The sequence below is a fragment of the Rhizobium sp. Leaf321 genome, from assembly GCF_001423215.1.
GTDB lineage: Bacteria > Pseudomonadota > Alphaproteobacteria > Rhizobiales > Rhizobiaceae > Neorhizobium > Neorhizobium soli.
The window spans coordinates 596676-611168 of record NZ_LMOF01000006.1 but is presented as its reverse complement, the minus strand read 5'-3'; the positions used below and the strand labels follow the sequence as shown (position 1 = coordinate 611168).

The window sequence follows — 14493 nt, the reverse complement described above, 5'->3', positions numbered from 1 at the left end:
TAACTTTATCGGCGGCTCTTCGTTTCACAAGGTCGAAGGTGAGTTGCGATACCAGGTGAATGGCACTGAAACGTTCGTCTATGGCGATGTGAATGGCGATGGCAAAGCCGATTTTGGTATCCATCTTGACGGGGCAATCTCTTTGACCGGCGATAACTTTCTACTCTGAAGGCTCGACCATGGCTCAGGGTCTTTCCCGCACCCAACTGCGGGAAAGACCCAATATGAGTACTTCGAGGCGGGTTCGATCCTGCGATACAGCTAGGACCTGCCTCACGAAGCCGCCCCGCTATACGGCAACGTGCCTATGAGGTTGCCATCTCGCTTTCGTCCCACAGTCAGGGTGCTGGCATCCATGCTATACCTGAGAACATTTCCCCCGTTATGCGCCGTTGAGCCCGGCTGCCTTCTCCATTACCAGTGTTGCATGGACTCACTTACCAAAACTTTGATCCGGATGGCGCTTATGGTCCGGCGCCGGCCATCGAGGCAACGGGTCTACATAATTGTCATCGTTTTGATTTTTGCTTTCATGATAGTCGCGGTGGAACGAGCCGGGCTCTGGCCCGACTGGATGCGTGCTGAGCCCGTGAAGAACAGGGGAGTATCTCGTTGAGCATTGCGGGAACGAAGCAAAGCTATAGGCCGGACTCCAATAATTTCTAGAAACTGCTTCAGCCGGGCCACCCCCTTAGCGAGCCGAGCATCTTCCTCAGCAATCCTGCGCTCTCGTTCGCTTTAGTTTCTCTGCTGCAAAGAGCGTTGGCTAAGTACAGCCCATCCGGCATCATCTTCTTTGATGGGGTGCGCCGGATAGGATCGTAGAGCTCAACGAGTCCATATCCCATCGCGTGGAATTTCAGAAATTCGAGCAGAAAGGGAGTGAAGGCTCCCTTGTTCATCTCGCCTGATGCAACCGCAAGCTCCGATGGTTGACCTCACCAAGGCCGGTGACGTGGCAGGCGATCAGTACGTTGTAAGGTAGATCGGTGACGAGCAGTACCACGGCGGTCCTTTGCAAAGCTTGGAAACGTCCTTGCTCGAGCGCGCATCCCTGGAGAGAAGCCGATGCGGTCCAAGCTGCCAAAGGTCCCCTGCCCGACTGAAAGTTTGCCGGTTGAGCAGGGCAAGGAGTGCCGGGTAACTGCAATCAGAGCCCGGCTAACTGCAATCGAGATCCGCGAGACGACAATCTCTCACCGCGTAACTGCGATTTACGTTCGCTTTTAATCACAAGACGATTAGAGATCCGCGCGACGAAGGCGGATTCGGCCATGCGAATGCTGCTTAAATTGACATGTTTGCCGTGCGCCATCTGCGAGCTTGAACTCTACCCTTCTGAAATTTCTCAATATTTACTCGGACACCATGCCGATTTTCCGTAACCGGACGGCAAGGGACACACGCGAAAAAATAAATGCACAGCCAATTCTCCCCGACAACAATCGCGGTCGTTGCAAAACTCTCAGCGCCAATGGTGTCGCGTTTGGTTGCGCGTCATTTCTCGGTATTACTTCGCAGCTTCAGCTCGTCCACGCGACGATTGCCCGAGAGACCGTCCGGCAATCGGGAACAATGTCCTAGCGCAACTTCGAAAAGAGCCTATCGCCAGCACACTTCGTGAGCAGTTCAACCGGTCATGACCCGAGCGGATCTCACTGTCGATAAGCCGAACTTGCCGCGCATGGAACAAGCCAAACATGTACGGGTATCTACGTACCAAATCGAGACGATTTGAGTGTTTGATATAGCGCTTTTCTTAATAGGCAGATGCTAATTCAGAAGGTCTGAATCTAGGGTACAGCATTGCCGTTCGTCCACCTTATCCGTCAAGAGACTTCGAGACTGCGTGTGTTTGCAGGAACACTGCTTGGCACAGCTCTTTGCGTTGTCGCCGCAGTATTGGCAGACTCGTTTAATTTCGCGGAGATGTCGCAGGATCATTTTCGTCGCGCACTCGCGACAGACATCCTGCTCCCGACCCTGATCGGCGGGCCTTTCTTTTACTTTCTGCTGGAGAAGATCCGGCAACTCGCCGTCGCCAAGGTGGAGCTGCAACGGCTTGCTTCGACAGACAGTCTTACCGCCGTGCTTAGCCGCGGTGCATTCGAAATGCTGGTCGAAGCCTATCTGGAAAGAGCGCGGGCGGGATCGCTTCCGCAAACGGGATCGTTTCTGATCGTTGATGCGGATCATTTCAAGGCAATCAATGACGGTCACGGGCATCAGGCGGGTGACCAGGCCCTGAAGTTGATTGCTGGGGCTATCAAGGAAACTCTGTCGCCGGCAGATCTTGTCGGACGCGTCGGCGGCGAAGAGTTCGCCGTCTTCCTGCCGGCTGTTGTCGATGACACGGCGTCGCGCACGGCCGAGCTGATAAGACAGAGGATCCGCGCACTGCCCTTCCCCAGGGACGTTGGCGAAGGGCTTCTGTCGGTCAGCATCGGCGGGGCCACCTTCCGCGAAAACACCAGTTACGAAGAACTGTTCAAGACGGCAGATCGCCGTCTGTACGAGGCAAAGGCGTCAGGCCGCAACCTTGTGAGAATGTCAATTTAAACGCCGTCCCAACTTTATCCCGAAAAGACATTACGACTGAGATATTACATGAAAACCAATGAGGAAATCCGTCTCGCCGCTCTGCACTCCCTGAAATTGCTCGATACGCCAGCAAGTGAGAGCTTCGACCGTATCACGCGCATGGCGAGCCAGATATTCGACCTGCCGATCGCGGCCATATCGCTAACCGATTCCGACAGGCAGTGGTTCAAGGCGCGTGTCGGGGTGGAGCACCAGTCTATTCCACGAGACAAGGCGCCCTGTGCGGCAGTGGCCGAGAGTACCGAACTTCTCGTCGTTCCGGACCTGTCCAAGGATGCGCACTACCACGACAGTGTCCTTGCAAAGACAGGCGTGCGTTTTTACGCGGGAGCACCGCTCACGACGCGCGAGGGGCATTGTCTCGGCGCCTTGTGTGTCCTTGGAGCCGAGCCGCGTGAGACCACCGAGAACGAGATTGCCAGTCTCCAGGACCTTGCCGCAATGGTGATGGCCCAGATCGAACTGCAACATGCGTATGGCAGGATCGAACCGGTCAGCGGGCTTCCCAATCGTACCCAGTTTTCCGAGGACGTGAGCGACCTTCTCAGAGGACCGGCCTGGCGGACGGCCTATACCGGTGTCCTGATCGACCTTGCCGAGACGCGGCAGCTTGACGACCTTTCCCGCGTGATGGGAACAGCCGAAATCGATGCGAAAGTGCGCGATGCCGCACAGCGGCTCAGAGCGATCGTTGGCGGCAAAACAACACTTTATCACGTCTCCACGACGCAGTTTGCGTTCATAAGGGACAGAAATATCGCAGGCCTCGACTGCATGGTTTACCTCAGACAGCTGCTGGGTGACCTGGACGACGAGTCGGACCTCAGATTTCTGATGACGCCGGCAATCGGCGTCGCGCCGCTCAAACCCGACACCACGCCGTCGGATTTCCTGCGTGCCATGAGCAGCGCAGCGCAGGACGCTCGTCTGACAGCGACACATGTCGCGGTCTTTTCACAGGCCAGTGACGATCGCTACCAGCGGAGTTTCCGTCTGCTGCAGGATTTCGACAACGCCCTTCAAGGCAGCGATCAGCTATCGATCGTGTTCCAGCCGCGTGTCAGTTTGCCGGATGGCCATTGCGTCGGAGCAGAAGTCCTCCTGCGCTGGCTCCATCCGGAACTGGGAGCCATCTCCCCCGGCGAATTCGCTCCCATCATCGAGCAGTCTCCACATATAGGCAAGATGACCGCGTGGGTTCTGGATGCCGCTCTGCGCGAAGCCGGCAACCTGAAATCCAGGGGGGTAATCGTTCCGGTATCGGTCAATATCTCGGCGGCAAACCTCGATGAACCGGACTTTGTCCAACGGGTGCAACTGTCCCTCTTGAGACATGGTATCCGGCCGGCGATGCTGGAGCTGGAGGTCACCGAAAGCGCGATCATGAAGGACGCGGCAAACGCGCTGGCGAAGTTGCAGGCGCTTTCCGATGGCGGGGTCCGACTATCGATCGACGACTTCGGCACGGGCTACAGCAGCCTGTCCTATCTCCAGACCTTGCCGACCACCGTGGTCAAGATCGATCAATCCTTTATCCGCAGCATGGATGATGGCTTTCGCGAAACCAATCTCGTCAGATCGATGATCCAGCTGTCGCACGACCTGGGCTACCAGGTCGTGGCGGAAGGGGTGGAGACGACCGAGGCGGCCGAGGCTTTGAGCAAGATGGGTTGTGATGAAGCGCAGGGGTATCTTTTTGCAAAGCCGCTGTCGCCAGCCGCATTCGAAGAATGGTTCTTCGAGAGAAAAATAGAACACCAGATCGCATGCTGATCCGATAGGCTGCCGGCACGAGAAACAGACGATGTCGAATTTCCAACGCGCATCGTGTTTCAAGCGTGTCGGCTCTGCCGGAAGCTAGATCAAGGTCGATGATTTCAAGACGCTGAAGCTGTTGTCATGGTGCAATGCTATGACGCCTTCATGTTCCAGGGCGTAGAGCGCGTTCAGAAGTTCGTTTCTTGAATATCCGGTAGTCGCGGGCGTGTTCGCGATCGTCCCGAACTTGACCTGCGATGGCGGCCTGACCCGCAACCGTCTTAAAACATCCGTCACGGCATTGACGACTTCGATACGTGATTTCACGATAGCGGGCCTCCGGAGAACGGTCATCCCATAATCCGTTCTGTCTTCAACAACACCGGAGGGCTGACTTTGATCCGTCAAAAAGACATATCGTGAGCATGCGCCCTCTCCCGCATGCGCCTGGTCTACGCGTTCAAGCGGGCATAGCGCCGACGCTATCAACGTCCGCAGTCAGTCCTGGAATGGATGACACGGACGAATTCGTGCGGATACGCAACCCGCCGCTCCAACCCTGTGAGGGAAGCCGTAACCGGCCGGAGCACAGGCAAAACGGGACAGACTTGAGAGCAATATCAACAACGCTGTCTTTGACATCCTTGCCGGTCAATGGAAGTTTCTCGACTTGACCTTGAGCGTGTCGATGTGGAGATCCGGGATATAGATGTCGCGCGTCGGGATGACAGGCTTCGGATTGTCGCGGGGATCAGGCCCGCTGCCATGTTTGGCTCCGTCGCCACGGCCGTACGGCAAGGGGAAGTCGCCGCCAAGCTCGCCGAGACTGGAGAGATCACCGGAAAAGTCGAACAGGCGCTGGGCGACCAGATGCACGACCTCGCCTTCGCGCTGTATCCTGCCATGGATCGCCATCATCGAAGCCGACATGACGATCCGGCGCTGTTTCTCAAATAGCGAGGGCCAGACGACGGCATTGACGACGCCCGTCTCATCTTCGAGCGTCAGGAACATCACGCCTTTGGCGCTACCAGGCTTCTGACGCACGAGGACGAGGCCCGCCGCCCAGAGCCAGCGGCCGTCGCGCTCACCCATCGCTTCGGCGCAGGTGACGATCCGCTTTTTCTTCAGTTCCGGACGCAGGAAAGACACAGGATGCGACCTCAAGCTGAGGCCCGTATGGGAATAGTCCTCAACGACTTCCCTGCCCTCTTTCATCGACTTGAGCGACACGTCGGGTTCCTGCATCTCGGCAACGACCCTTGCTTCACGCTTTGCGGCTGCCGCCCATAGTTCCAGCGGCTCGTCGCGCAGCGCCTTGATGTCCCAGAGCGCTTGACGCCGTTCCAGCTTCAACGACGGTAGGAAGGCATCGGCCTCTGCCAGCTTGACCAGCGACGCTGTCGGCACGCCGGATCGCCGCCACATGTCGTCGGCACTCTCGAAAGGCTGGTCAACACGGGCAAGAACAATTCTGGCAGCATTATTCAGCGGCAGCCCCTTTACCATGCGCATACCGAGACGAACCGCAAAGCGGCCGGGCCTTCCGGTCTCCTCCATCGTGCAGTCCCAGCGAGACCGATTGACACAGACGGGCCGGACCTCCACCCCGTGGTTGCGGGCATCGGTGACGATCTGGGCAACGCTATAGAACCCCATGGGCTGGGAGTTGAGGAGAGCGGCGCAGAAGATATCCGGATGATGGCACTTCATCCAGGAACTGGCATAGGCGATGAGGGCGAACGAAGCTGCATGGCTTTCCGGAAAGCCATAGGAGCCGAAGCCTTCCAGCTGGCTGAACGTCCGCTCCGCGAAGTCTTGAGAGTAGCCGTTCTTGACCATGCCGTTGACGAGCTTCTCCTTGAACCTCGACACGCCGCCCGTAAACTTGAAAGTCGCCATGGCCCGACGCAGCTGGTCCGCCTCGCCTGCACTGAAACCCGCACAGACCATGGCAACCTTCATGGCGCTCTCCTGGAAGAGCGGTACGCCGAGCGTCTTGCCAAGCACCGCCTCGAGCTCCGGCGTCGGATACTCCACCTTCTCCTTGCCCTCCCGCCGACGCAGATAGGGATGCACCATGTCGCCCTGGATCGGGCCAGGGCGGACGATGGCGACCTGAACCACGAGATCATAGAAGGTGCGTGGCTTGAGCCTTGGCAGCATCGCCATCTGGGCGCGGCTTTCGATCTGGAAGGTACCAAGCGTATCCGCCTTGCGGATCATCGCGTAGGTCTTCGGATCCTCCTGCGGAACGTCTGCCAGACCCATCGCTTCGTTCTTGTACTCCGCCAGCAGCTCAAAGGAGCGGGCCATGCAGGACAGCATGCCAAGCGCCAGCACATCCACCTTCATGAACTTCAACGCGTCGATATCGTCCTTGTCCCATTCCACCACCTGGCGGTCATCCATGGCGGCGGGCTCTATGGGGACAAGATCATCCAGCCTGTCCTGCGTCAGCACGAAGCCGCCGGGATGCTGTCCCAAATGGCGCGGCGCTCCCATGAGTTGCGAGGCAAGGTCGAGCGCCAGACGCAGCCGGTAGTCGGACGCGTTCATGTTGTTTTCCCTGAGCTGCTTTTCGCCGATGCCATCCTTCGACCAGCCCCAGACGCCGGAGGTCAGTTGACCGATCAGGTCTTCGGGCAGGCCGAGCGCCTTGCCCACATCGCGCAGCGCACCCTTGGTTCGGTAGCGGGTGACGGTGGAGCAGAGGGCGGAGCGCGAGCGACCATAGGTCTCGTATATCCACTGGATGACCTCCTCGCGCCGGTTGTGCTCGAAGTCGACGTCGATATCCGGCGGCTCGTTGCGCTCCATGGAAACGAAGCGCTCGAACAGGAGGTCTCCTGTTTCCGGGTTGATGCTGGTGATCCCGAGGCAATAGCAGACGGCGGAGTTGGCGGCCGACCCCCTGCCCTGACAGAGGATGTTCCTGGAGCGGGCAAAGCGGACGATGGAAAAGACGGTGAGGAAGTACGGGGCGTAGTTCATCTTCCGGATGAGGTCGAGTTCGTGCAGGATCGCCTTGCGGACCTTGTCGGGAATGCCTTCCGGGTAGCGTGCCGCCGCACCTTCCCAGGCGAACTTGGCCAGCGACTGCTGGGCGTCGAGCCCTGGCACAATCGCCTCTTCAGGATACTGGTACTGCAGCTCGCTCATGTCGAAACGGCAACGCTCGACGATCTCGCGGCTTCTTGCGAGAGCCTCGGGATAGTCGACAAACAAGCGGTGCATCTCCTCCGGCGCCTTGAGGAAGCGGTCAGCATGCCGCTCCCGGTCAAAGCCGACGCTGTCGATGGTGGTGCGGTTGCGGATGCAGGTGACGATGTCCTGAAGCTGTCGGCGGCCGGGCTCGTGGAAGAGCACATCGTTGGTCACCACCGTCTTCACCTTGTGACGCTGCGCCAAGTTCGACAGATCATGCAACCGCAGCCGGTCGTTCGGACGCCGCCGCAGGCAGAGCGAGACATAGGCGCGGTCACCAAAGACTGCGGCCACCTTGCGGAGCTGACCCGCATAGACATCGTCCGCCTCATCCGGAATGAGGATCGCGATGAGGCCCTCGCTATAGGCCTCGACATCAGCAAGGTCGAGAACGCACTTGGCCTTGCCGCCCCGACTTTTGCCAAGCGTCAGCAGCCGGGTGAGCCTGGAATAGGCGAGCCGGTCGGTCGGGTAGACGAGCAGCGACATGCCATCCGTGAGATCGAGATGGCAGCCCACCACCAGGCGCACCCCGGTTGTCTTCGCCGCTTCCCAAGCCCGGACAATGCCGGCAAGCGAGTTGCGGTCGACGACACCAAGGGCGTCGATGCCCAGTGCGGCCGCCGTGGCAAACAGTTCTTCCGCGGAGCTTGCACCGCGCAGGAACGAGAAATGCGTGGTCACCTGGAGTTCGGCATAGCGCATAGTTCAAGCCTCACCCGAAGATGCCGTGGAGGAACCATTTGTGTGACCCCGTGCCTGCATCGACGCCGTCGCCGGCGCGGAAGACCCACAGCCGATCGCCGTGCTCGTCCTCGACCACGAAGTAATCGCGCACCGCCTGCATTTCGCGCGGCCGGAGCCACCATTCGCCGAAGATGCGCTCGGGCCCATCGGCACGAACGATGCGGCGGCGCTTGCCGCGCCAAGTGACGACGACTGGCGGCTGGTCGGGCAGGACAGCCATGGTTTCGATTTCTTCGGGATAAGCCAGCAGCCGTGACGGCCGCGGCCACCTGGCTGCCCACTCGGCACCCGTCTCGACGGCCGTCGGTCCGATCCGCCGGAGAGATCGTTCCGGAACGTCGGAGGCCACCGGCGTGATGCGGTAAAGGCGCTGGCCCCGGTTGCCGAGAATATCGACAAGCGGCGTCACATCCACCACCGCCTCTTCTACCAGCGCGTTTGCGACCTGCTTTATTTCCAGCGGCTCGGCCATGACCGCCACCAGCACCATCCGCTCGATGCCGAAGCCCGGGTCGATCTTTTCGATACGGTCACAGAGAAGCTTTGTCAGGCGGGCAGGATCACGCACGGGCTTGGCAAGTCCTGCTCGAAGACACTGGCGTGTGTTGTCGACGCGATGGATGATCAGATCGGAGCGCCGGACGCCCAGCCCCCGCTCCTCCAGCTTTGCCGTCAGTTGCGCCACCAGCCGGCGGACGTATTTTGCAATCGTATCGGGCGCACCGATGGGCTCCTGGAAATTGCGCGCCACCTCGACCAGATCCGGCGTGCGCAACGGATCGATGGGTTCTGCAAGACGGCCGAAGAGCTGATCGAGACGGCGTCCGACCTCCGGACCAAATCGCAGTGTCAACGGCGCACGCGGCAGTGCCGACAGCTCTCCTACCGTGTCGATACCCAGGATGCGCAATGCCTGGATCGTATCTGCCGCAAGCCGCAGACAGTGGATTGGAAGTCCGATCACGGCCTTGGTGACATCACCGCGCGGCACCACCGTCGTTTCGTTCGTCGTCAGTCGCGCCAGTGCATGCGCCGCACCCCAGGTATCGGCGACAGCGGCACGTGCCGTCAGGCCCTTGCCGCGGAGACCGTTGACAACGCCGGAGATCAGCAGCTCTTCACCACCCTGAAGGTGATCGGCACCTTCGGTATCCATGACGATGCCATCCGTTCCATCCACGGCAACGACGGGGCTGTATTGACGAAGCGCCCATAGCGCCAGGCGCTCGACGGCTGCGGCGTCGGCAACGGGATCGGCATCCACCATATGAAGGTTGCCAATCATCGCCTGTGCCTTGCTGGCAGCCATGCCGACTTTGAGGCCCAGCTTGCGGGAAGCCGTATCGGCTGCCGATATCCAGCGTTTCGAGCCGCTGCGCGAGACCACGACCAGCGGCTGGTCAACCGACACGGCTTCCTCGCCATGTCGACGTATCCGATCCGTTGCTAGATAGGGGAAGTAAACAGACACGACCCTCGGCATCGCAGGCTCCTAACTCAAACTCGGCACATTGCCCCGCCTTTACCCGCATCAATTCCGCCAGCCACCTAGCCCGTCCCACGCCGGCGACAGGAAGCGGCTCGGACGGCAGGGTGCTGATCCTCCAGCGTGTTGTGGACGCCGTCGGCTGACCGTAGTCGGAGGCCTCCGTCTGCCGTCGCCAGCGCCGGACGACCAGGCCGAGCGTCCCCGTCTTCTCGGCAGCCAGTTGAAGACGCCGCGACGCGGTCATCGGCAGCCTCACCAGTTCCCCGACGACGGCCGCCAATCCCCCGAAGGACAGCCCCTCTTCCATCGAGGCAAGCACGTCCTCCTCCTTATCGGCTTCGCAATAGATGACGCGATCGGGGTGAAGCCCGGCCTGCGACAGCGCCGGCGCAAAGAGATCCGGCCGGGTCAGGCACCAGAGAACCTTTCCCTTGGCTCGCGCCGCAATACCTGCCGCAAACAGGGCGGCCGCGGCACCGTCGATTGTACCCGCCCCGCCACCTGCAATTTCATGCAATGCGCCATAGGCAAGCCCCCCGCCCGGCAATCGCTCGTCGACGTCAGGCACCCCGAAGGGCAGCACAAGCGCCTTGCGCGACACGCTGCCTTCCAGATGCGCAATCCGGTCTCTCAGTTCCTCGACAAGCCTTGAGGCAGGGGCATGCGACATCGTTCACGGCCCTCCTCAAGGTTCGCGTTGCACAGGACTTCATGTCCCAAAGAATGTTGGTGTTCTGTTTCTGTTCCGCCGCGACAGAAGAGTCAAGCGGGGTCAGAACGGGATAGCTCTCGGCATTTTAGCGCCGGTGAAGATTCATCGTTCTGAATCAGCTTTGTAGGCGGCTTGAGAGGCTCGATGGAGTGCTTGAGATTTTTTGCATGTTCTTGATCTTAGCTGGGGCGACACGAAAACCGTGAGAACTTTCCGTTCTCAAATCGCCAATCTGCATATCAAGAATGTAACAGAGTGGCTCGGCGATGTGTGGCAGAGCCAAAGGGGATGAACACTCGCGCTCATGCGGGACTATGGCCGTCTGCGGCCATCCGCCCACGAGCCGCCGCCCTTTGGCTCTTTCCCATTCCCGCAGACACCAAGGAGCACAACGCTACCATCTGCGCCATCGCCGAGGAACTCGACGTTGGATTTGCAGGCGTTCAATGTCAGACGTTTTGTATAGGAGACCAGTGAAGGCTTGCCGCATGAGGTGGCGTCTTCTCCACTGCGAGAGAATGCGGGAGGCAGGCAAGGTTGCCCGTCGCCCGCCGTGCCGCCGTCCTCAGTGGATCGCGGTGCTGACGATCCGGTAGGGGTGTTCAGCTTCATATTCGACCATGATCTGGACGGCCTGTTCGAGAACCTGTTCGGCTTCCTCGACGTGATCGCGTGCAAGCTGATCGGCGTTGATGAAGATCGCTTCGGCCATGTTGCCGGAGATCGCAGCGAACTGGCGGTTACCTTCGACCAGGGCTTCTCTGGCAGCGCCTTCAAGCGCGTGCGCCATGGTGATCAGCGCGTCTTCGCGCTCCTCGATCGTCAGGTCCCGGATTGTCTTTGTCATCTGCTGCATCGTGCCACCCACCTTAATAGTCGTTGTGACGATATCGGTCCCGATAGGGCCCCGTTCACAGCGAAATGGGCATGTTGGCGCCAGATTTCAAGGTTCAGGCCGGCGCGGGCTCGTCCTTGTGGACGGCATCGCGGGGCACGAACAGGCAAGCGGGCACGATCAGGACGGCAAACAGGAGCATGGTCAGGAAGGTCGCGTGCAGGCCGTCCTGCAGCGCAAGGCGAACCGCTTCGGCATCGCCACTCACGAGACCGGTTCCGTTCAGGAGAGCACGCAGCTGGTCGGTCGTGATCGCCTGTCCGCTGGTCGTATGGACCAGGCCCCAGCTCAGCACCGCCCCGAGAATCGCCGCGCCCAGCGTGCTGCCGAGGTTGCGGGAAAAGACGTTCGACGCCGTGGCACTGCCGCGTTGCGAGGCCGCGACGCTTCCCTGGGTGAGGATCAGTGCGCCGATATTGAGAAGGCCCATGCCGAAACCCATGACGAGCGAGCCGGCACCCGCAAGCACCGCCGAACTGGATGGCGTCAGCAGGGTCAGGAGGAAGGTTCCCACGGGGACGAACACGGCGCCCACCAGCATGATGGGCCGCAGCCCGAACCGGGTGAAGTTCCGCGAAGCGATCGTTGCGCCGCACGGCCATCCCAAGAGAAGCATGGTCAGTGCAAAGCCCGCCACCAGCGGCGACTGGTTGAGCACGGTCTGCACATACATGGGCAGGAACGTCGTGAGCCCCATGATCGCCATGGAGGCGAAGAAGACAGAGATGTTGGCGGCCGCAATCGGCCGGTAGAGCCAGAGATCCGGCGCGACCATCGGTTCTTCGACGCGACGCTCCTGCCAGATGAACAGCGCAAGCGACACGGCGAACAGGACGAAGGAGACGATCGCGGACGTCGACAATCCGGTCTCGGAGACCGTGAGGCCAATCATCAGCGCCGAGATGGAGACGGCAAACAGCACGGCGCCCAGGATATCGATCGAGACCGTCCGGGTGTGCTTTTCCTCGTGGTAGAACAGGATGAACGCTGCGGCAGCGGCAAGGCCGACCGGCACGTTGATCCAGAAGATCCAGGCCCAGGGCAGGTTATGGATGATGACGCTGCCGAGCAGCGGGCCAACCACGGCCGAGAGCGCCCAGACGCTGGCCAGATAGCCCTGAACCTTTCCACGCTGGCTGCCCGGAAAGAGATCGGCCACCACCGTCATGGCGACGGGCTGAATGGCGCCAGCGCCGATGCCTTGGAGCAGTCTGAAGGCAATCATGGACGGCATCGACCAGGCAAATCCGCAGAGGATGGAGGCGACCAGGAAGACGGCGATGCCAGCCAGCACGATCGGCTTTCGCCCGTAGATATCGGAAAGCTTGCCGAAGACGACGGTCAGCGCGGTCTGCGACAGGAGGAAAGCGGAAAACACCCAGCTGTAGAGATTGAGCTGCCCGAGCTGGGCTGCGATCTGCGGCATGGCGGTGGAGACAATGGTCGCTTCGATGGCGATCATCGCCATGCTTGCCATGATCGCGGCTACGACGAGCCCGCGATGTGAGACTTTTTCAGACATGAATGAATCCGAAGCCCTGACGGAGGGCGCGACAAGAGAGAAATTCGGCGGTCGCGGCAGGATATTGCGTCTGCAAAGCGTGCATCTGCAAGTTCTGGTGGCCGTCAGTGCGTCATCGACTTAGGAGCGCAAACTTGGTTGCGTCAAGCTATATTTGATTTAGATCAAGTTCCACAAGCGCTCCTCACCCCTTGGATATCCAGGCGGCCGCTGCAATTTTCATTTGCGCTGCGCCTGACCCGGCGTCATGGTAACCTGCTCAGTTATCTCATATGGATTCAATATCATGGCAGCGGATGTGATCGTTCTCGGCGCCGGCATCATCGGTGTTTCGACGGCTCTGCAATTGGCGCGACGGGGAAAATCGGTCGCCCTGGTGGACCGCAGGGAGCCCGGGATGGAAACCTCCTACGGCAATGCCGGCCTGATCCAGCGCGAGGGCGTTGTCCCCTACAGCTTTCCCCAGCAGTTCGCCCAGATCCTGCGCTATGCCAGGAACAACCGCATCGACGCGCATTTTCACTGGAGCGCGATGCCGTCGGTCTCCTCGTTTCTGGCAAAATACTGGTGGCATTCCAATGTGCCGAGGCATGAGCTGATCGCCCGCGCCTATGCGCCGCTGATCGAGCATTCGATCGCCACCCATGACGAACTGATCCGCGAGGCGGGCGCCGAGGATCTGATTGCCAAGAACGGCTGGCAGGAAGTGTTCCGCTCGCAGGCCAAGCTCGACGAGACGGTGCGCGAAGCCGACCGACTGAAGCGCGAATACGACCTTTCCTTCAAGGTTCTGACGCCTGCGGAACTTGCGGTTGCGGAACCCAATCTCTCCGACGATTTCATCGGCGCGCTGAAATGGGAAGACCCGTGGGCGGTCAAGGATCCGCTCGCGCTGACGCGTGCCTATGTGGCGCTGTTCGAAAAGCTTGGCGGTCGGGTGCTGACGGGTGACGCAAAGAGCCTTTCGAAGACCGCGACCGGCTGGCGCATCATTGCCGGCGAAGGCGTGGTCGAGGCGAAGGATGTCGTGGTCGCACTTGGTCCGTGGTCGGACACGGTGACCAAGCCGCTCGGCTACAATTTCCTCGTCGGCGTCAAGCGCGGCTACCACATGCATTATGCGCCAAAGGGCAATGCGAAACTCAACGGCTGGACGATGGATGCAGAGCGCGGCTATTTCCTGGCCCCGATGAACCAGGGGATCCGGCTGACGACCGGTGCCGAATTTGCGCGCCGCGATGCGCCGAAGACACCGGTTCAGCTTGCCCGCGCCGAAGCTGTGGCACGCGAGATCTTTCCGCTTGGTGAGCGGCTGGACAAGGAGCCCTGGATGGGTGCCCGCCCCTGCACGCCGGATATGATGCCTGTCATCGGCAAGGCGCCGCGTCACGACGGATTGTGGTTCGCCTTCGGCCATGCGCATCACGGCCTGACGCTCGGTCCGGTCACGGGTCAGGTCATCGCGGAAGCGATGATGGGCGAAAAGACCCGGATCGACATATCCGCTTACAGGCCGGAGCGGTTTAACGTCTGACCCTCTTCTTCATTTGGTCTAGCGGCAG

General features: G+C 60.2%; 8 protein-coding genes. 3 read left to right on the top strand and 5 right to left on the bottom strand.

The genetic code is table 11. From position 1 onward, the window contains the following. Positions 1-1851 precede the first annotated feature (1851 nt). Complete coding sequence (locus ASF70_RS09230) at positions 1852-2559, top strand: GGDEF domain-containing protein (protein ID WP_244473997.1); 708 nt, start codon at positions 1852-1854, stop codon at positions 2557-2559. 48 nt (positions 2560-2607) lie between these two features. Continuing rightward, on the top strand, positions 2608-4374 hold the full coding sequence (locus ASF70_RS09225) for an EAL domain-containing protein (protein ID WP_062453745.1): 1767 nt from the start codon (positions 2608-2610) through the stop codon (positions 4372-4374). Positions 4375-5010: 636 nt separating this feature from the next. On the opposite strand, the gene ASF70_RS09215 is transcribed toward ASF70_RS09225, so the two are convergent. The 5 genes from ASF70_RS09215 to ASF70_RS09195 form a co-directional block, all read right to left on the bottom strand. Next, on the bottom strand, positions 5011-8271 hold the full coding sequence (locus ASF70_RS09215; RefSeq protein ID WP_062579175.1) for an error-prone DNA polymerase: 3261 nt from the start codon (positions 8269-8271) through the stop codon (positions 5011-5013). A gap of 10 nt (positions 8272-8281) precedes the next feature. Then, the gene (locus ASF70_RS09210; protein WP_082471839.1) at positions 8282-9796 is read right to left on the bottom strand and encodes a DNA polymerase Y family protein; all 1515 of its coding nucleotides are present in this window, start codon (positions 9794-9796) and stop codon (positions 8282-8284) included. Then, complete coding sequence (locus ASF70_RS09205) at positions 9714-10472, bottom strand: ImuA family protein (protein WP_062579172.1); 759 nt, start codon at positions 10470-10472, stop codon at positions 9714-9716. The genes ASF70_RS09210 and ASF70_RS09205 overlap by 83 nt, the downstream gene beginning before the upstream one ends. A 607-nt stretch (positions 10473-11079) precedes the next feature. Further along, entirely contained in the window at positions 11080-11370 is a 291-nt protein-coding gene (locus ASF70_RS09200) for a hypothetical protein (protein WP_062579170.1), read from the bottom strand. A gap of 94 nt (positions 11371-11464) precedes the next feature. Then, on the bottom strand, positions 11465-12931 hold the full coding sequence (locus ASF70_RS09195; RefSeq protein WP_062453751.1) for an MDR family MFS transporter: 1467 nt from the start codon (positions 12929-12931) through the stop codon (positions 11465-11467). Positions 12932-13217: 286 nt separating this feature from the next. Between ASF70_RS09195 and ASF70_RS09190 the strand changes: the two genes are divergently transcribed. Next, positions 13218-14465: an FAD-binding oxidoreductase gene (locus tag ASF70_RS09190; RefSeq protein WP_062453752.1), complete on the top strand. Its 1248-nt coding sequence runs from the start codon at positions 13218-13220 to the stop codon at positions 14463-14465. The last annotated feature ends 28 nt before the right edge of the window (positions 14466-14493 follow it).